General features: G+C 28.5%; 21 protein-coding genes. 20 read left to right on the forward strand and 1 reads right to left on the reverse strand.

Translation table 11 applies throughout. The annotated features are described in order from the left end of the window. The first annotated feature begins 6 nt into the window (after positions 1-6). The 18 genes from JW646_RS14295 (at position 7) to JW646_RS14380 (ending at position 17,171) form a co-directional block, all read left to right on the forward strand. On the forward strand, positions 7-273 hold the full coding sequence (locus JW646_RS14295; RefSeq protein WP_074915258.1) for a TfoX/Sxy family protein: 267 nt from the start codon (positions 7-9) through the stop codon (positions 271-273). A gap of 103 nt (positions 274-376) precedes the next feature. Continuing rightward, positions 377-1,210: a diaminopimelate epimerase gene (dapF, locus tag JW646_RS14300; protein WP_074915261.1), complete on the forward strand. Its 834-nt coding sequence runs from the start codon at positions 377-379 to the stop codon at positions 1,208-1,210. A 3-nt stretch (positions 1,211-1,213) separates the two neighbouring features. After that, positions 1,214-2,095 carry a YicC/YloC family endoribonuclease gene (locus tag JW646_RS14305; RefSeq protein ID WP_228415508.1) on the forward strand — a complete coding sequence of 294 codons (882 nt, stop codon included), beginning with the start codon at positions 1,214-1,216 and terminating at the stop codon, positions 2,093-2,095. A 67-nt stretch (positions 2,096-2,162) separates the two neighbouring features. Then, the gene (gene gmk / locus JW646_RS14310) at positions 2,163-2,789 is read left to right on the forward strand and encodes a guanylate kinase (protein WP_074915265.1); all 627 of its coding nucleotides are present in this window, start codon (positions 2,163-2,165) and stop codon (positions 2,787-2,789) included. 1 nt (position 2,790) lies between these two features. Continuing rightward, a complete protein-coding gene (gene rpoZ, locus JW646_RS14315) occupies positions 2,791-3,051 on the forward strand; it encodes a DNA-directed RNA polymerase subunit omega (RefSeq protein WP_074915267.1) in 261 nt (86 codons plus the stop codon). 3 nt (positions 3,052-3,054) lie between these two features. Next, positions 3,055-4,257, forward strand: coding sequence for a bifunctional phosphopantothenoylcysteine decarboxylase/phosphopantothenate--cysteine ligase CoaBC (gene coaBC / locus JW646_RS14320; RefSeq protein ID WP_228415509.1), 1,203 nt, complete (start codon positions 3,055-3,057; stop codon positions 4,255-4,257). A 126-nt stretch (positions 4,258-4,383) separates the two neighbouring features. Beyond that, the gene (gene priA / locus JW646_RS14325; RefSeq protein ID WP_228415510.1) at positions 4,384-6,924 is read left to right on the forward strand and encodes a primosomal protein N'; all 2,541 of its coding nucleotides are present in this window, start codon (positions 4,384-4,386) and stop codon (positions 6,922-6,924) included. 17 nt (positions 6,925-6,941) lie between these two features. Further along, entirely contained in the window at positions 6,942-7,382 is a 441-nt protein-coding gene (gene def, locus JW646_RS14330; protein WP_074915272.1) for a peptide deformylase, read from the forward strand. 14 nt (positions 7,383-7,396) lie between these two features. Continuing rightward, entirely contained in the window at positions 7,397-8,326 is a 930-nt protein-coding gene (gene fmt / locus JW646_RS14335) for a methionyl-tRNA formyltransferase (protein ID WP_228415511.1), read from the forward strand. 7 nt (positions 8,327-8,333) lie between these two features. Then, positions 8,334-9,068 carry a DUF116 domain-containing protein gene (locus JW646_RS14340; RefSeq protein WP_074915277.1) on the forward strand — a complete coding sequence of 245 codons (735 nt, stop codon included), beginning with the start codon at positions 8,334-8,336 and terminating at the stop codon, positions 9,066-9,068. Between the two features lie 20 nt (positions 9,069-9,088). Further along, the gene (locus JW646_RS14345) at positions 9,089-9,784 is read left to right on the forward strand and encodes a zinc metallopeptidase (protein ID WP_074918986.1); all 696 of its coding nucleotides are present in this window, start codon (positions 9,089-9,091) and stop codon (positions 9,782-9,784) included. A 155-nt stretch (positions 9,785-9,939) separates the two neighbouring features. Further along, a complete protein-coding gene (gene rsmB, locus JW646_RS14350; protein ID WP_148556254.1) occupies positions 9,940-11,265 on the forward strand; it encodes a 16S rRNA (cytosine(967)-C(5))-methyltransferase RsmB in 1,326 nt (441 codons plus the stop codon). A gap of 7 nt (positions 11,266-11,272) precedes the next feature. Beyond that, positions 11,273-12,304 carry a 23S rRNA (adenine(2503)-C(2))-methyltransferase RlmN gene (gene rlmN, locus JW646_RS14355; RefSeq protein WP_228415512.1) on the forward strand — a complete coding sequence of 344 codons (1,032 nt, stop codon included), beginning with the start codon at positions 11,273-11,275 and terminating at the stop codon, positions 12,302-12,304. Positions 12,305-12,322: 18 nt separating this feature from the next. After that, positions 12,323-13,072, forward strand: a complete 750-nt coding sequence (locus JW646_RS14360; protein WP_074915282.1) for a Stp1/IreP family PP2C-type Ser/Thr phosphatase — start codon at positions 12,323-12,325, stop codon at positions 13,070-13,072. A gap of 12 nt (positions 13,073-13,084) precedes the next feature. Then, positions 13,085-14,818, forward strand: a complete 1,734-nt coding sequence (gene pknB, locus JW646_RS14365) for a Stk1 family PASTA domain-containing Ser/Thr kinase (protein ID WP_228415513.1) — start codon at positions 13,085-13,087, stop codon at positions 14,816-14,818. A 152-nt stretch (positions 14,819-14,970) separates the two neighbouring features. Continuing rightward, positions 14,971-15,852, forward strand: a complete 882-nt coding sequence (gene rsgA / locus JW646_RS14370; RefSeq protein WP_074915286.1) for a ribosome small subunit-dependent GTPase A — start codon at positions 14,971-14,973, stop codon at positions 15,850-15,852. A 2-nt stretch (positions 15,853-15,854) separates the two neighbouring features. Beyond that, a complete protein-coding gene (gene rpe / locus JW646_RS14375) occupies positions 15,855-16,511 on the forward strand; it encodes a ribulose-phosphate 3-epimerase (protein ID WP_148556258.1) in 657 nt (218 codons plus the stop codon). A gap of 9 nt (positions 16,512-16,520) precedes the next feature. Next, the gene (locus tag JW646_RS14380) at positions 16,521-17,171 is read left to right on the forward strand and encodes a thiamine diphosphokinase (protein WP_074915289.1); all 651 of its coding nucleotides are present in this window, start codon (positions 16,521-16,523) and stop codon (positions 17,169-17,171) included. Positions 17,172-17,707: 536 nt separating this feature from the next. Here JW646_RS14380 and rpmB read toward each other — a convergent pair. Beyond that, positions 17,708-17,896, reverse strand: coding sequence for a 50S ribosomal protein L28 (rpmB, locus tag JW646_RS14385; RefSeq protein WP_018589792.1), 189 nt, complete (start codon positions 17,894-17,896; stop codon positions 17,708-17,710). A gap of 469 nt (positions 17,897-18,365) precedes the next feature. Here rpmB and JW646_RS14390 point away from each other — a divergent pair, with 469 nt between their 5' ends. Then, the gene (locus JW646_RS14390) at positions 18,366-18,716 is read left to right on the forward strand and encodes an Asp23/Gls24 family envelope stress response protein (RefSeq protein ID WP_018589791.1); all 351 of its coding nucleotides are present in this window, start codon (positions 18,366-18,368) and stop codon (positions 18,714-18,716) included. 15 nt (positions 18,717-18,731) lie between these two features. Beyond that, positions 18,732-20,357, forward strand: a complete 1,626-nt coding sequence (locus JW646_RS14395; protein ID WP_228415514.1) for a DAK2 domain-containing protein — start codon at positions 18,732-18,734, stop codon at positions 20,355-20,357. Positions 20,358-20,383 lie beyond the last annotated feature (26 nt).

Below are 20,383 nucleotides of genomic sequence, written 5' to 3' on the forward strand. Positions count from 1 at the left end.
GAAAAAATGGGAGAGTTAAGTAAACTACCTAATATAGGAAAAGTATTAGAAAAACAGTTAAATGAAGTTGGAATAAACAGCATTGAAAATCTAAGGGAAATAGGAAGTAAAAAAGCTTGGATAAAGATTAAAAATATAGACGAAAGCGCTTGTTTAAATCGACTATGCGCCTTAGAAGGTGCTATAAGAAATATTAGATGGCATGACTTAGATGAAAGTATTAAGAAGGACTTAAAAGAATTTAAGCAAAATTATGAAGAAAATAATTTATAATAATTATTATATAATAAGGTAAGCGACGTATTCATATTTATTTTTTTAAAAAAATATTGTATAATATGAAGTTAGAACTGTTTGTATAAAAGGGGAGATATGAATGAAGTTTTGGAAATTACAAGGTATAGGTAATGACTTCATAGCAATTGATGGCAGAAATGACAGTGTAGCAAGTGATAACTACGGTAAATTAGCAAAGAAGGTTTGCCATAGAAAATTTTCAGTTGGTGCTGATGGTTTACTAGTTGCAAAAAATAGCAATGTGGCGGATATAGAAATGGTATACTATAATTCTGATGGAAGTCGTGCATCTATGTGCGGAAATGGACTTAGATGTTTTGTTAAATTTGTTTATGACAATAATATAATTAAAAAAGAAGAATTTAATGTTTATACATTAGATGGCATAAAAAGGATAAAGATTAATACTAATGACAATAAGATAGATACAATCACAGTTAATATGGGTAGCGGAAGCTTTAAATCTGGTGATATACCTGTTAACACAAATAAAGAAGTTTTTATAAATGAGAATATTCAAATCTTAGATAAAGAATTTACTATTAGTTCTATGTTGATGGGAGTTCCTCATACAGTTGTTTTTGTAGACGAGATAAACATGGAAGATATACATAAATATGGACCATTAATAGAAAAACATGAAATTTTTCTGAAAAATACTAATGTGAATTTTGTGAAAGTTATAGATGAATCAAACATATTTGTTAGAACATGGGAAAGAGGTTGTGGATATACATTAGGTTGTGGTACAGGAATGACAGCATCAGTTATTATAAGTAATTATTTAAACAAAGTATGTAAAAGTGTGAATGTTACTTCTGAAGGTGGCAGTATAAAAATAGATTTAGTTGATGAAAAAGCTTATATGAGTGGAAGAGCAGAAAAAATATGTGAAGGAATTTTGGAGGTATAAAATATGGCTATAAGCATGACAGGTTTTGGTAGGGGAGAATTCAAAAATGATAATTATCATTTTTTAGTAGAGTGTAAAACTATAAATCATAAATATTGTGATATAAATGTACGCCTACCTAGAAAGATATCTTTTTTAGAAGATAAAATAAGAAACTACGTAAAAAATTTTGTAAAAAGAGGAAGAGTAGATTTATATATAAAGCTTGACTTAATCGGTTCTGAGGATGTAAACTTAAAATTCGATGATAAATTGGCTGCTCAATACGTAAATATTTTAAAAGAAATAAAAGAAAAATACGATTTACAAGATGATATAAGTGTCATGAGTGTGGCTAAGTTTCCTGATATTGTAAAATGTGAGGAAAAAGAAGAAGATGAAGATTTATACTGGAGCATGTTAAAAGAAGCACTTGATATTACATTAGAAAAACTTGGTCAAATGAGACAAGAAGAAGGTAAAAAGCTTGCAGAAGATACTTTGAAAAGATGTGAAGTATTAAGTAGTTTAGTAGATGAGATAGAGAAATACTCAAATACTATTGTAGATGAATACAAAGAAAAGTTAAATACTAGAATTGGTGAAATATTAGAAAATCCAAGTATAATAGATGAAAATAGATTAGCTCAAGAAGTTGCAATATTCGCAGATAAAAGCTCTATAACAGAAGAAATTGTTAGATTTAGAAGTCATATTGAACAACTTAAAAATACTGTAGTGAAAAATGACTCTATAGGTAGAAAAATTGATTTCTTAATTCAAGAAATGAATAGAGAGGTTAATACAACAGGTTCAAAATCATCTAATATAAAAATAACTAATTTAGTAGTAGAAGTTAAAAGTGAATTAGAAAAAATTAGAGAACAGATACAAAACATTGAGTAGTATTAAATGTGATAAATGCTATAAAAATGTATAATACTAATAGATAAGTTGAAAGGATGAAATATTAATGGTTATAAACAAGAAAGGTCTTTTATTAGTTGTATCGGGGCCATCTGGTGCAGGCAAAGGCACAATTTGCAAAGTATTAATGAACAGAAATCAAGATTTAAAACTTTCTGTATCAGCCACAACTAGACAACCCAGAACTGGAGAGGTTGAAGGTGCAAACTACTTTTTCCTAACCCATGAAAAGTTCAACGATATGATAAGTAAAAATGAGTTTTTAGAATATGCAAAGACTTATAGTAACTTTTATGGAACTCCAAAAGGACCAGTTATGGAGTGTTTAGAAAAAGGACAAGATGTTGTTCTTGAAATAGAAATGCAAGGAGCAAGACAAGTAAAGCAAATTTATCCAGATGCAATTTTAATATTTGTCTTACCACCAACTCTTAGCGAATTACAAAGCAGATTGTCTTCTAGAGGAACAGAAACTGAAGAGCAAATGCAAGAAAGATTAAGTTGTGCTTTAGAAGAAATCAAACAAATTAAAGATTATAACTATTTTATTTTCAACGAAACTAATAGAGAAGTTGAAGCTGCAATAGAAATTGAAAATATTATAAGCGCTGAAAAAAATAAAGCTGCAAGATATGAAGATGAAATAATAAGAAAATTTAAGGAGGAATTATAAAATGAAACCATCTATAAATGAAGTATTAGCAAAAATAGACAACAGATATTATTTAGTAGGAACAGTAGCAAAAAGGGCAAGAGAAATAGTTGATGGAAGTGAGCCATACCTTGAGAGTAAAATAAACAAAGGTAAACCAGTAATGCTTGCTACTGAAGAAATATCAGAAGGAAAAATAACTTATAGATTATTAACTGAAGAAGAAATAGAAATACAAGAAGCATTACATGCAGAAGAACAAAGTAAATTAATCGAGGAGTAAGTTATGTTAAAGAATAAAACTGTAGTAATTGGTGTTAGTGGTGGAATAGCAGCATACAAAGCATGCGATATTGTAAGTAGATTGAAAAAACTAAATGCAAATGTTCATGTAATTATGACTAAGGGTGCAACTGAATTTGTTACACCTCTAACTTTTCAATCATTAAGTCAAAATTATGTAGTAAGTGATATGTTTGAAGAACCAAAAACTTGGGATGTTGAACATATATCTTTAGCAAAAAAAGCTGATGTATTTTTAATTGCACCAGCTACTGCAAATGTAATTGGAAAAGTAGCAAATGGTATATGTGATGATATGTTAACAACTACAGTTATGGCAACTACAGGGAAAGTGCTTATAGCACCTGCTATGAATACTAATATGTACAAAAATCCCATTCTTCAAAGAAATATTAATACATTAAAAGAATTAGGTTATAATTTTGTTAATCCAGAAAGTGGTAGACTTGCTTGTGGTGATGAAGGAGAAGGAAAACTTGCTTCTCCGGAAGTTATTGTTAATAAAGTGATAGAACTACTTAACAATGAAGATAAAGATCTACAGGGTAAAAAAATATTAATAACTGCTGGACCTACAGTAGAAAGCATTGACCCAGTAAGGTATATAACTAATAGATCTACAGGAAAAATGGGATATGCTATTGCAAAAATAGCTGCTAATAGAGGAGCAGATGTAACTTTAGTTAGTGGGCCAACAAATATAGACCCACCATCTAACATAAAAAAACTAGTAAAAATTCAATCTGCTGAAGATATGTATAATGCAATTATAGACAATTTCGATGAAAATCAAGTTATAATAAAAAGCGCAGCTGTTGCAGATTATAAACCTAAGACTTATAGTAATAAAAAAATAAAAAAAAGTAATGATGATTTAGTTATAGAATTAGATAGAAACAAGGATATTGCCTATGAACTAGGAAAAATTAAAAATAATAAAATTTTAGTGGGATTTGCTGCTGAAACTAATGACCTTATTGAAAACGCCAAAGGTAAAGTTAATAAGAAAAACTTAGACTTTATTGTTGCTAATGACCTAACAGAAAAGGGTGCAGGCTTTGGGACTGATACAAATATAGTAAAAATAATTGACAGAGAAGGCAACATAAATAAATATCCTCAAATGAAAAAGGATGAAGTTGCAAATGTTATATTAGATAAAGTAAAATCATTATTAGAAAAGTAAGCATCTATTTATAGGTGCTTATATTTTTAAGTAATAGATTTGTGGCATATGATATGAGTAAAGCGAATTTTAAGCAACGGACTTGTCGCTTATGATATGAGCAAAGCGAATTTTAAGGAGCAATCTATGGATAGTGAAAAATACGCAAAAGTGATAGTAAAAAATAATAGCATTTATACAGATAACTTGTTTACATATAAAATACCAATGTTTTTATTGGAAGATATTCAAATAGGGCATAGGGTTTTAGTTCCTTTTGGAAGGGGTAATAAACCTATAGAAGCCTATGTATTTTTGATTTCAAACAAAGTGGAAGATAACATGGAATTTAAAGAATTATTTGATATTCTTGATGAACATCCTATTTTTAAAGAAGAAGATATAAATTTAATTCAGTGGATAAAAAACAGATATTTATGTACTTATATGGACTGTATATCTTTACTTCATCCTAAAGGGTATAAGGTAGAGAGCTTTAAAGAAATAAGTTTATCCAAAGAAATTAAAGATTTAGATGCTAATAGTTTATACATGAAAATAGATAGCTTAAGTAAAAATAAACAATTTGTTATAAATAAAATAATAGAAAATAAAAATAAGATAAAATTAGATAAACTAATAAAAGAAAAAGCAATAGAAGAAAATACTAACCATAAAGATTTAAAACTTTCATCTACTCTAAATAATCTTTTACTAAAAATGAAGGAAGATAATTTAATTGATATAGAGTGGAATTATAAAAGTCAAAAAAATGAAAAAAAAATTTGCTATATTTCTTTGAGTATGGACTCTAACCTTATTGATGAATATGTGTCAGATAATAAAATTCGATTGGGAGATAAACAAAGAGATATTATAGAATTTTTAAAACACAATGAAGAAATAGAAATTAATGATTTAATTAAATTATTAAAAGCATCAAAACCAAGTATTACTTCTTTGCAAAATAAAAACTTAATAGTCTTTAATATAAAAGATTATTATAGAAGTCCTCAAAGTTGTTATGATGAAAATAAAAAAGAAGTCATACTCAATGTAGAACAAAAGACTGCTGTTGATAAAATTACCTCTCAGATGTTTGATGAAAATAAAAAGCCGTATATGATTCATGGAGTAACGGGCAGTGGTAAAACAGAAGTTTATATGGAAATAATAGATTATGCTTTAAAACAAGGCTTAGACAGTATTTTTTTAGTTCCAGAAATTTCTCTTACTCCTCAAACCATATCTAGATTAAAAAATAGATTTGGTGATATAGTAGGAGTTTTTCATAGTAGATTGTCTGAAGGAGAAAAGCATGATGTTTTTAAAGCTATAAAAAACGGCAAAATAAGAATATTAATTGGTGCTAGATCGGCTTTATTTGCACCGTTCAATAGTTTAGGTGTAATAATAATTGATGAGTTTCATGAAAGTGCTTACAAATCAGAAAAAAATCCAAAGTTTTCAGCTATTGAAGTTGGAAAATATATGGCTTTAAAAAGAAATATTACATTAGTTCTTGGTTCTGCAACACCATCAGTAGAAGAATATTATAGAGCAAAAAATAATGAATATAATTTAATTGATATTAAAGAAAGAGCAAATAAAAAGCCTCTTCCTAAAATAGAGCTGGTTGATATGAAAAATGAATTAACTTTAGGCAATAAGAGTATGTTTTCTTATGACTTGCAAAATGAGATTAAACAAGCTCTAGATAATAATAATCAAGTTATATTATTTTTAAATAGAAGAGGATATGGTAATTTTGTTTCTTGCAGGAAATGCGGATATGTGTTTTCTTGCAAGAACTGTGATATATCATTAACTTATCACAAACACCAAAATATTGGGAGATGTCATTACTGTGGATATGAAGAAATAATACCTAAGACTTGTCCAGAGTGTGGAAGTGATTATGTTAAGCCTTTTGGAATAGGGACAGAAAAAGTTGAAGAAGAAATAAAAAGACTTTTTGAAAATGCTAAAGTACTTCGTATGGACAAAGATACCACATCTAAAAAAGGTGAACTAGATAATATTTTAAATAAGTTTAAAAACAAAGAAGCTAACATATTAATTGGAACCCAAATGCTTAGTAAAGGTTTGGATTTTGAAGATGTAACCTTAGTTGGTATTTTATCCGCAGATATGATGTTGAACCTTCCAGATTTTAAAAGTTTTGAAACAACATTTCAATTAATAACTCAAGTATCAGGAAGAGCTGGTAGAAGTGATAAAGAGGGGAAAGTAGTACTTCAAACATATGATACTGACCACTATGTAATTAGAAGAGCTTTAAATTATGACTTTGAAGGTTTTTACGAAGATGAAATAAAAGTAAGAAAAATCTTCAACTACGCACCATTTAATAATATGATAAGTGTGGTTGTTAGTGGTAAAAGTGAAAAATTAGTTGTGAATAATATAAAAAATATGTACAACTCTTTAACCTATTTATTAAAAGAAAGAGGAGTAGAAGATTTTGATTTTATATTAGGTCCAAGTCCTTGTGCCATTACAAAAATTAATCAAAATTATAGATATCAATTATTATTTAAAGATGATAATATTGAAATTAATTTATTAAAAGGTATAATAAAATATATATGTATAACGAAAAAAGAAATTGTATTTGATAAAGATGTGAACATTTCAATAGATGTTAATCCAAACAATATTCTTTAATTATAGGAGGAAGAATTATGGCAATTAGACAAATAGCTAAAATTGGAGAGCCAGTACTTAGAAAAAAATCGAAGGTTGTAGAAAAATTTGATCAAAAACTAATAGATTTATTAGAAGATATGGCAGATACTATGTACGAAGCAGATGGTGTTGGTCTTGCAGCACCGCAAGTTAGTATATTAAAAAGAGTAGTAGTTATTGATGTAGGAGATGGATTATTAGAACTTATAAATCCACAAATAATAGAAATTAGCGGAGAACAAATAGATGCAGAAGGTTGTTTGAGTGTTCCAGGAGAAAATGGAGAAGTTAAAAGACCATACGTAGTAAAAGTAAGAGCACAAGATAGACATGGAAATACTTTTGAAATAGAAGGAGAAGAGCTATTAGCTAGAGCTTTCTGCCATGAAATAGATCACTTAGATGGAGTATTATTTGTAGATAAAGTAGAAAAATAGTAGGAGTGATATAAATGAAAATAGTATTTATGGGAACGCCAGACATTGCCAAAGGATGTCTAGAAAAATTAATAAATGAAAAACTTAATGTAGTAGGAGTAGTGACTCAAGGTGATAAGCCTATTGGAAGAGGTAAAAAAATGGGTATGCCACCAGTGAAAGAATTGGCATTAGAACACAATATACCTGTATACCAACCAGCAAAAGCTAGAGATGAAGAGTTTATAAACACATTAAAAGAAATAGAACCAGATTTAATAATAGTTGTAGCCTATGGTCAAATTCTTCCTAAGTCGTTACTTGATATACCTAAATTAGGCTGTGTTAATGTTCACGTATCATTACTACCAAAATACAGAGGAGCCGCGCCAATTAACTGGGTAATCATAAACGGAGAAGAAAAAACTGGTGTGACTACAATGTATATGGATGAAGGACTAGACACAGGAGATATAATACTTCAAAGTGAATTTGCATTAAGTGATGAAATAACAGCAGGTGAGCTTCATGATATGATGATGGAGCAAGGCGGAAATCTACTAATTGAAACTATTGAAAAAATAGAAAAAGGATGTGCACCAAGGATAAAACAAAATGATGAAGATTCTTCATATGCACCCATGATGAATAAATCTTTAGGTAATATAGATTTTACAAAGACTGCAAAAGAAATTCATGATTTAGTTAGAGGTGTTAATCCTTGGCCAAGTGCTTATACGACTTATGAAGATAAGATAATGAAAATTTGGAAAACTAAAGTGTTAAATGAAAGTAGCGACAAACCATGTGGAACAATTTTAAGGGTTGATAAAGAAGGTATAAGAGTATCAACTAAAAAAAATGTTTTATTAATAGAAGAAATACAAATGCCAAATAAAAAGAGAGTGGCCGTTTGCGAATATATAAAAGGAAATAAGATAGAAGAAAATACTATTCTAGGTTAGGTTTATTATGACTGATACAAAAAAATATGTTAAGGTAGTTAATGTTTTTTTAATAAATCTTATTTTAGGTGCCTTAATTATTCACTTATTTTTATCTAAATATATAAATATACTTTCTTTAGTGATAAATCTCATAGTCAGTGGAATAATATTATTAATATTATTTTCTACTATGATAACTTATTTTATTTTAAATGATAAGGAAGTTAATAAATATTTAATGAGAATAAATTATACAATTATAAGATGTATATTTCCCGTTATAAGCAATATGGGAAAATTTGTTGGTATATCAAAAGATGAAATAAGAAAAATATTTATTAAGATAAATAATGCTTATATTTATAGCAATAAATATGCTTTTAATAGTGAGAGTTTAATAATTTTAATACCACATTGTATTCAAAATCATAATTGTAAATTAAAAGTTACAAATGATATTGAAAATTGTAAAAAATGTGGCATGTGCAAAATAAAAGAACTTTTAGAAATAAAAGAAAAGTACAATACAAAAGTATTTATAGCTACAGGAGGAACCTTGGCGAGGAAAATTATTACTGATAATAGGCCTAAAGCAGTAATAGCAGTTGCTTGCGAAAGAGATTTAACATCAGGGGTAAGAGATGTTAAGGGTATTCCAGTTCTTGGGGTTTTTAACTCTAGACCTAATGGACCTTGTATAGATACAAATATTAACATTAAAGAAATAGAGGAAGCAATTAACTTCTTTACAAATAAATAAGGAGAGTGTTTTAAATGCCAATGTATGGATATTATGGATATGGATATGATCCAACAATGTTTTTATTAATACCAGCCATATTGTTAACTCTATATGCTCAATATAAGGTAAACTCTACAACAAATAGATTTTTTAATGTAAGAGGAAATAGAGGATATACTGGTGAAGATACAGCTAGAAAAATATTAGATAGTAACGGATTATATAACGTTAGAATAGAAATGGTTAGAGGAAGGCTAAGTGATCATTATGACCCAAGATCTAAAGTCTTAAGACTATCTCAAGATGTTTATAGTGGTACTTCTATCACATCTGTAGCTGTAGCTGCTCATGAATGTGGTCATGCTATACAACATGCCCATGGATATGCGCCTTTAAACATAAGAAGTAGTTTAGTACCTGTTGTAAATTTTGCTTCAAGTATGTCTTGGATATTTATAATGCTAGGATTTTTCACAAGAGGTATATTTTTACAAATAGGAATATTATTATTCTCTGCTTCAGTATTATTTCAAATAGTAACACTACCTGTAGAGTTCAATGCTTCAAGTAGGGCCTTAACTCAACTTACATCTTTAGGAATTGTAGACGATAGAGAGGTAACACAAAGTAGAAAAGTACTTCAAGCAGCAGCCCTAACTTATGTGGCAGCAGCAGTTACTGCAATACTTCAATTGTTAAGATTGCTAATGATTGCAAATAATCGTGATGATTAATATTTAGGTCCTAGTTTACTAGGACCTGTTTTGCTTTAAGCAATGTAACCCCTGAAGTGGTAAGAAAGGCAATTGTTGTCCAGATAAGGAAAGTAAATTTAAAAAAATAAAATAAATCAAAACTTAATTAAATTTTGATAAATAAGGAGAATATTATGAACGCAAGAGAAATAGCATACAAAGTTCTTTTAGATATAGAAAAAAATAAGAACTACTCAAATATGGCAATAAATAAACACTTTAAAGATGTTAAATTATCAAATCAAGATAGAGGGTTGGCAACGGAAATAATATACGGTGTAATAGAAAATAAATATTACATAGATTACATGATTGATAAATTATCAAAAGTTAAAACAAATAAAATGGAGATATACGTAAAAACATTACTTAGAATGGGAATATATCAAATAATGTTTTTAAATAGTATATCTGATTATGCTGCAGTAAATGAAACAGTAAATTTAGCTAAGAAGAAAAACTCTAAAGTCTCAGGATTTATTAATGGAATACTTAGAAATGTTATAAGACAAAAAGAAACTATAGGAGAAATAAAAATTAAAGATGATATAGATTATCTAGCTGTTAAATACTCTTATGATAAGTGGATGATAAGAAACTGGATGATACATTTTGGTAAAGATTTTACAAAAGAGTTGTTAGAAGCCAATGGCCAAAGACCAAGCATATATTTGAGAACAAATACTTTGAAAATCACTAGAGATGAATTAATAGAAAAATTAGAACAACAAAACGTTAAAGCATCTAAAGTGCATGTAGTAGATGAAGCTATAAAAGTGGAAAATTTAAAGGATATAGAAAATAACGTTCTTTACAAAGAAGGGTTATTTACTATACAAGATATAAGCTCTATGCTTGTGGGAAAAGTTATGAACCCAAAAGAAAAGTCTTTAGTTTTAGATGTATGTAGTGCTCCTGGAGGAAAAACTACGCATATAGCTACGTTAATGAAAAATACAGGACAAGTAGTATCTAGAGATATTTATGAACACAAATTGAAACTAATAAAAGCATCTAGTAAAAGGCTTAATCTTACTAATGTAGACGTACAAGAGTTTGATGGATTATCTTTAGATAAAGACAGTGTAGGAAAATTTGATTATGTATTAGCAGATGTTCCGTGTTCTGGATTGGGAATAATTAGAAGAAAACCAGAGATAAAGTATAAAGAAAAAGAAGAGTTTAGAGACTTGCCACCAATTCAAAAGAAAATACTTGAAAATGCATCTAAGTATGTGAAAAAAGGTGGAACTTTAATATACAGTACCTGCACTATACAAGATAATGAAAATATTGATGTAATAAACGAATTTTTACAAAAAAATAAAAACTTTGAATTAGCTCCTATAGATGAAGTTAAGGTGGATTTAGATAATCAAGAAAAAGGTTATATGAAAATTTATCCTAATGTTCACGAAATGGATGGCTTCTTTATATCAAAATTAATTAGAGTAAGGTAGTGATGAAATGACACAAAATAAAGTGGCTTTAAAAAATATGACAGAAGATGAGTTAAAAGAATTTTTAAAAAGTATAGGTGAAAAACCATTTAGAGGTAGCCAAATATTTTCTTGGATATATAAAGGTGCTAAAACTTTTGACGATATGAATAATATACCTAAAAGTTTGAGAGAGAAATTAGAAGAAGTATCTTATATAGGAAATATAAAACAAGAATTATCTTTAGAATCAAAAGTAGATAAGTGCAAAAAATATTTATTTGAATTAAATGATGGAAATGTTGTAGAAACAGTTATGATGGATTATGGTGATAGAATAACTGTGTGCATATCAAATCAAGTAGGTTGTAGAATGGGATGTAAATTTTGTGCTTCCACATTAGAGGGTTTAATTAGAAATTTAGAGCCTTGGGAAATTTTAGATCAAATTATGAAAGTTCAAGAAGATACCAATAAAAGAGTATCTAATGTAGTATTAATGGGAAGTGGAGAACCTTTAGACAATTTTGAAAATACTAAGAAGTTTTTACAATTAGTAAATGAAGAAAATGGATTAAATATAGGGTATAGACATATAACTTTATCTACTTGTGGAGTTGTTCCTAAAATGTATGAATTTGCAGATTTGCAATTACCTATAAACTTAGCTCTTTCTCTACATTCTCCTTTTGATGAAGAAAGAAAAAAAATAATGCCAGTTGCCAATGCATATAAAATAGATGATATAATAAAAGCATGTAAGTATTATATTCAAAAAACGAATAGAAGAGTAACTTTTGAGTATTCATTGATTAAAGGTGTAAATGACTCTAAAAAAGAAGCTGATGCAATTGTAAAACTTTTAAAAGGAATGTTATGTCATGTTAACTTAATTCCTATTAATAAAGTAGAAGAAAGAGATTTTGAAAGACCTGATAAAACTTATATTTATAAGTTTAGAGATATCCTAGAAAAAAGTAATATTCCAGCAACGGTTAGAATATCTATGGGGTCTGATATAGGAGGAGCTTGTGGTCAGCTTAGACGTAAACACAAGTAAATAAGGAGGATAATTGCTATGATTTATAATTGTGACTCTCATATGGGAAAAGTTCGAAAAAATAATGAAGACTACTGTATGGGGGAGATTTTACAAACAGAAGATGATTGTATAGGCGTGTTTGCTTTAGCTGATGGCATGGGTGGCCATAATAAAGGAGAAGTAGCAAGCAAAATAGCAGTAGAAAGTATTATAGATTTCTTAAAAGAGAATATTTCTCAAAGTGGCGGTATAAAAATGGATTATTTAGATGATATAATTAAACAAGGCTATAATTATGCTAATAAGAAAATTTATACTAAAGCCTTAGAGGATAATTCTTGTAAAGGTATGGGAACTACTTTAGTCGTAGCTGTTATTTACCAAAATGATGTTATTATAGCTAATGTGGGTGATAGTAGAGGCTATTTATTAAAAGGTGACAGTTTTAGAAAAATAACTAAAGATCATTCTGTTGTAGAAGAATTGGTAAATGCTCATTTAATAACGGAAGAAGAAGCTAGGTTCCATCCTCGTAGAAATCAAATTACACGAGCAATGGGAGCGGAAGAAATAATTATAGTAGATATATTCAGAGAAAAAGTAGAAAAAGATGATATCTTACTTTTAGCAACAGATGGACTTACTGGTTGTGTAGAGGATGAATCGATAAAAAATATTATTAAACAAGATAAGGATATAAAAGAGATTTGCCAAGATTTAATTAATGAGGCTAATAATAATTCTGGCAAGGACAATATATCGGTTATCTTAAGTAAGATTGATTAGGATGGTGATATTGTGGGAGAAACAATTTTAGGTAATAGATACGAGATTATAAGAAAAATTGGAGATGGAGGTATGGCTTTTGTTTATGAAGCAAAGGACAGACTTCTAAATAGAGTAGTAGCTGTAAAAGTTTTGAGACCGGAATTTGTTGATGACGAGGAGTTTTTAGCAAAGTTCAAAAGAGAAGCAGAAGCTGTGGCTAATATATCTCACCCTAATATAGTAAATGTATATGATGTAGGTTGTGACGGAAAAGTAAACTACATAGTTATGGAATATGTAGATGGGCAAAATCTAAAGGAAATTATTAAATCTGAAGGAACTTTAGATGAATATACGGCTCTTGACATAACTAAGCAAATAGCAAAAGCCCTTGGCGCTGCCCATAAAAAAGGAGTTATACACAGAGATATAAAGCCTCATAATATACTGATATCAAGTGAGGGTAGAAATGTAAAAGTTGCAGACTTTGGCATAGCCAAAGCAGCTACGAATTCTACTATGACTAATATAGGAAGTATTATAGGGTCTGTTCATTATTTTTCACCAGAACAAGCCAAAGGTAAATCGGTGAAAAATAATGCGGATTTATACTCTTTAGGAATTGTATTATACGAAATGTTATTAGGTAAAGTGCCTTTTAAAGGAGATAGCCCTATTTCTATAGCCCTTCAACATATAAATGAAGAAATAGAATTTACATTAGAAGAAAAAACTCAAATACCCCAAAGTATTAGAACATTAATTAAAAAATTGACAGAAAAATCTCCAGAAGATAGATATCAAAGTAGTGAAGAGGTTATTGAAGATATTGAATATATTGAACAAAATATAGATTTAGATTTTATTAAACAATATGATGATTTTGCTACAAGAAGAATACCACCCGTTGAAGTTGTAGATGAGTCTAAATTTAAAACCCTAGGGAAAGAACAAATTAGAGATAATAAAGAAGATGATTTAATGGAGCCTGATGGGGAAGATGTTAATAACTATGATAGAAGACCTAAAAAGAAAAAAAGAAGAGGTTTTAAAGGTATTTTAGTTGGTCTACTTGTATTACTTTTACTAGGAGCAGTAGGGGCTGGAGTTGTAACTAATGGATTTGGTCTTTTAAATAAAAATGATCAAGTTGAAGTAATAAAAACTCCTAATTTACTTAATATGAGTTTAGAAAATGCAAATAAGGTTATTAATGATTTAGGATTAAAATTAACAATAACTGAAAAACATGACTCAGAAGTGGAAAAAAATCATGTTATATCTCAAACACCACCAGAAGGAACTGAACTGGAAAAAGGAGATACTGTTACAATAGTAATTAGTTTAGGACCAGAAGAATTATCAGTGCCAAATTTAATTGGATTTTCATTAAAGGATGCTAAGACAATTCTTAAAGATAAGGAGTTAGAATTGGGTAGTGTAAGTTATAGTTATAGTGAAATTTATAAGGAAGGTACTGTAATTAATCAAAATCCAGTTGCAGGTGTTGGAAGTGTTAAAAAAGGTGACATTGTCAATATTGTTGTAAGCAAAGGAGAAAAACCAACGGAAGAAAAACCAACGGAAGAAAAGCCAACAGAAGAAGAAAAACCAACGGAAGAAAAACCAACAGAAGAAGAAAAACCAACAGAAGAAGAAAAACCAACAGAAGATAATAACTCAGAAAACACACAAGGTGGACATAAGAAGCCTGAAAACCAAGAATCTAGCAAAGTTGAAAGTAAAGAAGAAAATAATGATTAAAGAATAAAAATAAATCATAGATACAAAATATAAGTAAGCATAATGCTTACTTATATTTATTTTTTGAAAAAATAAATATAAGAATTAAATTTAAAATAATAAAAATATTGTGGTAATATATAATAAAGTGTTAAAAAATAAGGAGGCAATTAATGTTAGATGGAAGGATAATGAAAGGAATAGGGGGATTCTACTATGTAGATACAGAAAAGGGACTGTATGAATGTAGAGCTAGAGGAATATTTAGAAAAAATAAGCAAACTCCTTTAGTAGGTGATAGAGTGAAAATTAGCATAGTTGATGAGGCAAAAAAGATTGGTGTTGTAGAAGCTATTGATAAAAGAGATAGTGAGCTTATAAGACCTCCAATTGCTAATGTGGAAAAAGCCTTAATAGTTTTTGCTGTAAAGAACCCTACACCTCATTTATCTTTATTAGATAGATTTATAGTTCTTGCTGAAAAGGAAAACTTAGAAATTGTAATTATTCTTACAAAAGTTGATTTAGATGAGGATAATACAACGAATAAAATAAAAGAAATATATGAATTAAGTGGATATAAAGTTATTCCGGTTAGTAGTAAGTCTAAAGAAAATATAGATAAAGTAAAAGAAGAGCTAAATAATAGTGTGGTAGTATTTGCAGGACCATCAGGAGTTGGAAAATCTAGTTTATTAAATGAAATAGATCCAAATTTTAAGTTACAAACTGGTGAAGTTAGTGATAAAATCAAAAGAGGAAAGCATACTACAAGACATGCCGAACTTTTAAAACTACAATGCGGAGGTATAGTTGCAGATACGCCAGGCTTTTCTTCATTAACATTAGAGGACATAGAAGAAAATGAATTAAAAGAATACTTTATAGAGTTTGATGAAGTTGATAACTGCAGGTTTGGAAATAAATGCATACACGAAAATGAACCAAATTGTGGAGTTAAGGAAGCTGTTGAAGCAGGGGAAATTTCTAAAGTAAGGTATGAAAGTTACATACAATTACTCAATGAGATAAGACAAGGGAAAAGGAGATATTAAAAATGATAAAATTAGCACCATCAATATTATCAGCAGATTTTGCAAAACTTTTAGAAGATGTTAAAAAGGTAGAAAAAGCAGGATGTGAGTATTTACATATAGATGTTATGGATGGACATTTTGTTCCTAACATAACACTGGGTCCTGGAATAGTTAAATCCTTAAGAAAAGATGTTAATATGGTATTTGATACACATCTTATGATTGAAAATCCAGATAATTATATCAAGGATTTTGTTGATGCAGGAAGTGATTTAATAGTAGTTCATGTGGAAGCTTGTAGACATTTACATAGAACTATACAAAATATTAAATCTCATAATGTAAAAGCAGGTGTAGCTTTAAATCCAGGAACACCAATAGAAACTATAAAACATGTACTTCAAGATGTGGATATGGTACTTGTAATGACTGTAAATCCTGGATTTGGAGGGCAATCATTCATTGAAAGTATGATTGGGAAAATAAAAGAATTAAAACAATTAATAGATGAAAAAAATCTTAATGTTGATATACAAGTAGATGGTGGAATAAAACCAAGTAATATAAATCAAGTAGTAGAAGCTGGAGCAAATGTAATAGTAGCAGGATCAGCTATATTTAATAGTGAGAATATAGAAGAAACTGTAAAATTAATGAGAAAGAATGCTAGTCTTTAGGAGATATTAATGAAGGTTTGTATTATATTAAATGGCGAAATAAAAAATTATGATAAGACAAAAGAAATAATACTTAGGGAAAAATATGATTTTATAATTGGAGCTGATGGTGGATGTAATCATTTATATAAAATGAATATAATACCAAATTATATAATAGGAGACTTAGACTCTATTAATAATGATTTAGTTGATTATTATAAAAATAAAAACGTATTTTTTAAAAAATATCCATCTCATAAGGATGAAACAGATTCAGAGATTTGTATTTATTTAGCAAAAGAATTAAAAGCTGAAGAAATAGATTTTTACGGATCCCTAGGAGGACGAATAGATCATACTCTCGCAAACATAGGTTTAATGCACTATGTTAGAGAAATGAATATAACACCTAGGATAATTACAAGTGAAGAAGAAATTACTATTATAAGAAATGAAGAAATTATTTTACATGGCAAAAAGGGTGATACTGTATCAGTTGTACCTATAATGGCAGATGTAAACAATATAACTCTTAAAAAATTAGAGTACCCATTGAACAATGCTAAAATGGGATACTTATCATCTTTAGGTATATCTAATGTTATGTTAGAAGATGAATGTATTATAAAAATTGAAGATGGATATGCATTGATTATAAGAAATTATAACTTAGCGTAAAATGAACTCCTCTTGATATGTGATTAAGAGGAGTTTATTTATTTTAAGTGGGAAGTAATATAGTTTGTCCATGAGGGCTATATAACTTCTTAGAAAGCTAATGGGAGCCTTATAAACATGATTAACTATGAATTGAAATAATAAAAAGAAAAATTTAATGCAATGAGTAATTTATAATTCTAAAATGAAAGACTTCTTTAATATAATTTAATGTAAAGGTTTTTATTAAAGTTTTGGAGATGAACATAGACATAAATAATGGTAATGTAAGATTTAATTTTAAGGTCTATAAAAAAAATGATTTGCATAGAAATTAATAAATGTTATGGTACAAATCTAATGTAAAATATTGAAAACTATCTAACTTAGGGGGGATAAGTATGAAAATGGTAACTGTAAAATTACCAAAATGGCTTTCTAATATTGTTTTAAAATTTATGAGAACGAATAAAAAGTAAAAAAAATGATAAACTTTTAGATAAAAAAATGAGAGCCTACATTTCTGTAGGCTCTTTACTAATAAAATAAATTTATTATTAAGCTCTATCAACTTTGTTTGAACGTAAGCATCTTGTACAAACTTTTACTCTTTTTGGAGTTCCATTTTCTATAACTTTCACGTTTCTTAAGTTAGCAGCCCATGTTCTTTTGCTGTGTTTATTTGAATGTGATACTTGGTTTCCAGAAACTTTACCTTTACCACATACGCAACATACTCTTGACATTATATACACCTCCTTAAAATGATAACTATTTTAAGACTAAAAACATATTTATATTAACATAAAATTTGAATTTTTGCAATAAAAATATATAATTGTTCTTAACATATTGAAGATTTTCTCATTATCATATAAAATTATATATATAAATTTTGCTAATGTAAATATTAAAAGATAAAATAATGATAAAAGTTTATTATCATAGTTTTGTTGTGTTGTAAATTACTATGTTTTAAAAGGTAAAAACTTTGTATCTTCCATTTCTTGATGAGTAGTATTGGCAATAAGTGTCTTTTTAGTTACTAAATTTAAATAACTTTTAATTATTAATTACTTATAGTATTATATATCTTGTCTAAAATAGAAATATAAACTATAATTTATTAAAATAAAGGAAATTTGTTGAATTGGTAAAATAATAATTCAACATCGTACAAAATATTATTAAAAAAGAAAATGAGGGGGTAAAACCATGACTACTAAAGTAAATAATAAATATGGATGTATAGAAATAGATAAGCATGTTATAGCTCAAATTGCATATAGAGCTGCAATGGAGAGTTACGGATTAGTAGGTTTCTCACAAAAGATAAAAGGTATTGTTGAATTGTTAAAAGGAGACAATGCTACTAAAGGCGTTAAAATATATGAAACAGAAGATAATAAAATAGAAATAGAATTATTTGTTATAATGCAATATGGAATTAATATTTCTACTGTAGCAAATAACATAATAGACAGAGTTAAATACTCAGTAGAAAATACAACATCAATAAAAGTTAGCAAAATTGATGTTAACGTGCAAGGTATCAGGGTTAAGTAATATAGGAGGAAGAATATGATTCAATATATAGACGGGAAAAAATTTAGAGATATGTTTGTTTCAGGTGCAAATAATCTTCAAAACCATAAAGATTTAGTTGATAAATTAAATGTATTTCCAGTTCCAGATGGTGATACAGGAACAAATATGTCTTTAACTATATCATATGCAATTAAAGAATTATCTAAAGTTGAAAATGATGATATAACAGATATAGGTAAAGCTCTTTCAAAAGGTTCTTTAATGGGTGCTAGAGGAAACTCAGGAGTTATACTATCACAAATAATAAGAGGAATAGCAAAATCAATAGAAGCTAAAGAAAATTTAAATGTTGTAGATTTAGCTAATGCTCTTAAAAATGGATCTGACACTGCTTATAAAGCTGTTATAAAGCCAATAGAAGGAACTATTCTTACTGTTGTTAGAGAAAGTGGAGAGTATGCAGTAAAAGTAGCTAAGCCAGATATGGATATGATAGAATTTCTTGAATTAGTAGTAAAAAAAGCTAATGAATCACTTAATAAGACGCCAGAATTACTAAAGGCATTAAAAGAAGCTGGAGTTGTAGACTCAGGTGGTAAAGGATTAGTTCTTATATATGAAGGGATGTTATCTTCATTAAAGGGAAGTAATATAGAGTCTATAGAAGGTGGAACTTCTAGTAACGTAGAGGTTAATGTAGAACAAAACATATCTAGTGAAGACATTAAGTTCCAATACTGTACAGAATTTATTTTAGAAAGTGATAAAATAGATGATTTAGCAGTAAGAGAAATGTACATGAAGTTTGGAGATAGCCTAGCTGTAGTTGGAGATGAAGGTGTAATAAAAGTACATGTTCACACAAATGATCCAGGTCTTGCTATACAAGAAGCATTAAAATACGGACAATTATTAACAATAAAAATAGAAAATATGAAACTTCAACATGAAAACAAGGTATTAAATGAAACGGCTCAAACACAAGATATACCTGTTGAAGAAAAAGAGTACGGATTTATAGCAACTTCTATGGGAGAAGGTTTAGCACAAATATTTAAAGATTTTGGTGTTGATCACATAATAGAAGGTGGTCAAACTATGAACCCTAGTACAGAAGATTTTATGAAAGCAATAGAAAGTTTACATGCTAAAAACATTATAATATTACCAAATAATAGTAATATCATTATGGCTGCCAGTCAAGCGAAAGAATTAAGTGCTAAAAACATAATAGTTATACCAACTAAAAATGTGGCACAAGCTTTTGCTACTTTGGTGACATTCGATGCAGATGCAGATGTAAGTGAGAATGAATCAAATATGATGGAAGCTTTATCCTTAGTAAAATCTGGTCAAGTAACTTATGCTGTAAGAGACACAGTTATAAATGATGTGGAAGTAAAAGAAGGAAACATAATAGGAATTGCAGAAGGCAAATTATTATCTGCAGGAAATAATGTGGATGAAATAACTACTGACCTTATAGAAAAATTAGTAGATGAAGATAGTGCTATAATAACTTTATTTTATGGTGAAGATACTTCCAAAGAAGAAGCAGAAGTCTTAAGAGATTTATTAGAAGAAAAATTTGAAGATATAGATGTGGAATTACACTATGGAGGACAACCTCTTTATTATTACTTAATTTCAGTTGAATAATGATTAACTAGTCCTGTATAATCGTA

This window comes from Terrisporobacter hibernicus (assembly GCF_020809405.1).
GTDB classification, from domain to species: Bacteria; Bacillota; Clostridia; order Peptostreptococcales; family Peptostreptococcaceae; genus Terrisporobacter; species Terrisporobacter petrolearius.

Bases quoted from the DNA above. Each gene is read 5' to 3' on its own strand.
- JW646_RS14380 (WP_074915289.1), top strand. From the start codon at position 16,521: ATGAAGGTTTGTATTATATTAAATGGCGAAATAAAAAATTATGATAAG.
- def (WP_074915272.1), top strand. From the start codon at position 6,942: ATGGCAATTAGACAAATAGCTAAAATTGGAGAGCCAGTACTTAGAAAA.
- rsgA (WP_074915286.1), top strand. From the start codon at position 14,971: ATGTTAGATGGAAGGATAATGAAAGGAATAGGGGGATTCTACTATGTA.
- JW646_RS14340 (WP_074915277.1), top strand. From the start codon at position 8,334: ATGACTGATACAAAAAAATATGTTAAGGTAGTTAATGTTTTTTTAATA.
- JW646_RS14295 (WP_074915258.1), top strand. From the start codon at position 7: ATGGGAGAGTTAAGTAAACTACCTAATATAGGAAAAGTATTAGAAAAA.
- priA (WP_228415510.1), top strand. From the start codon at position 4,384: ATGGATAGTGAAAAATACGCAAAAGTGATAGTAAAAAATAATAGCATT.
- fmt (WP_228415511.1), top strand. From the start codon at position 7,397: ATGAAAATAGTATTTATGGGAACGCCAGACATTGCCAAAGGATGTCTA.
- rlmN (WP_228415512.1), top strand. From the start codon at position 11,273: ATGACACAAAATAAAGTGGCTTTAAAAAATATGACAGAAGATGAGTTA.
- rsmB (WP_148556254.1), top strand. From the start codon at position 9,940: ATGAACGCAAGAGAAATAGCATACAAAGTTCTTTTAGATATAGAAAAA.
- coaBC (WP_228415509.1), top strand. From the start codon at position 3,055: ATGTTAAAGAATAAAACTGTAGTAATTGGTGTTAGTGGTGGAATAGCA.
- JW646_RS14360 (WP_074915282.1), top strand. From the start codon at position 12,323: ATGATTTATAATTGTGACTCTCATATGGGAAAAGTTCGAAAAAATAAT.
- JW646_RS14345 (WP_074918986.1), top strand. From the start codon at position 9,089: ATGTATGGATATTATGGATATGGATATGATCCAACAATGTTTTTATTA.
- JW646_RS14390 (WP_018589791.1), top strand. From the start codon at position 18,366: ATGACTACTAAAGTAAATAATAAATATGGATGTATAGAAATAGATAAG.
- rpe (WP_148556258.1), top strand. From the start codon at position 15,855: ATGATAAAATTAGCACCATCAATATTATCAGCAGATTTTGCAAAACTT.
- gmk (WP_074915265.1), top strand. From the start codon at position 2,163: ATGGTTATAAACAAGAAAGGTCTTTTATTAGTTGTATCGGGGCCATCT.
- rpoZ (WP_074915267.1), top strand. From the start codon at position 2,791: ATGAAACCATCTATAAATGAAGTATTAGCAAAAATAGACAACAGATAT.
- JW646_RS14305 (WP_228415508.1), top strand. From the start codon at position 1,214: ATGGCTATAAGCATGACAGGTTTTGGTAGGGGAGAATTCAAAAATGAT.
- JW646_RS14395 (WP_228415514.1), top strand. From the start codon at position 18,732: ATGATTCAATATATAGACGGGAAAAAATTTAGAGATATGTTTGTTTCA.
- dapF (WP_074915261.1), top strand. From the start codon at position 377: ATGAAGTTTTGGAAATTACAAGGTATAGGTAATGACTTCATAGCAATT.
- rpmB (WP_018589792.1), bottom strand. From the start codon at position 17,896: ATGTCAAGAGTATGTTGCGTATGTGGTAAAGGTAAAGTTTCTGGAAAC.